Here is a 610-nt window from a genome sequence, read left to right on the forward strand (position 1 = left end):
TGAGGCCTAACCCCTCCGTCAAGGGGACCTGCCTGCGGCAGGCCCCTTACGTCGAACGTTAAGCCCCAAGAACCTCAATCCAAGCGGGAGCTCACTGTGAACGCACAGAGCAAGTCGAAGTATCTGGGTGTTGCCCTGCTCGTCTTTGGCGCCATCTTCGTCTTCGCGGTGTATCCACTTTCCGTGCTCTGGCCTAGCGGTTGGGCTTGGCATCACGGACGGTCCGAGTACCTCGAAATGATCATTGCCATTTATGCCACGCTGGGTGTCTTTCTTCTGGTTGCGTCCCGCAAACCTGAGCGGCACGTCAGCTTGATTGCTTTCACAATTTGGTCCAGCATCGTTCATGGTGCTGTCATGGCTCTGCAGGCCTTCGGCAATCCGACACATATTGGTCATCTCTATGGTGATGTTCCAGCCCTGTTCATCGTCGCGCTTGTGCTCGGGTGGCTCTGCCCGCAAGCACTCAAGCTCCAGTTCGCTGGCCGTGGGGCCTAACCCCTCCGTCAAGGGGACGTCCCGCAGGCGGGCCGCCCCTTACGTCGAACGTTAGGCGTCTCCTGCTCAGGCCGCAAACATTTCGGATCGACGCGCGTTCAAAGTCATAACC

The 610-nt window shown here is 58.4% G+C and carries 1 protein-coding gene; it reads left to right on the forward strand.

Annotated features, from left to right (window positions below):
* Positions 1 to 96: 96 nt before the first annotated feature.
* Positions 97 to 498: a DUF6632 domain-containing protein gene (locus tag AC1DYI_RS37935; protein ID WP_477209197.1), complete on the forward strand. Its 402-nt coding sequence runs from the start codon at positions 97 to 99 to the stop codon at positions 496 to 498.
* The last annotated feature ends 112 nt before the right edge of the window (positions 499 to 610 follow it).

The sequence above is a fragment of the Ideonella sp. P3_A4 genome, from assembly GCF_056403075.1.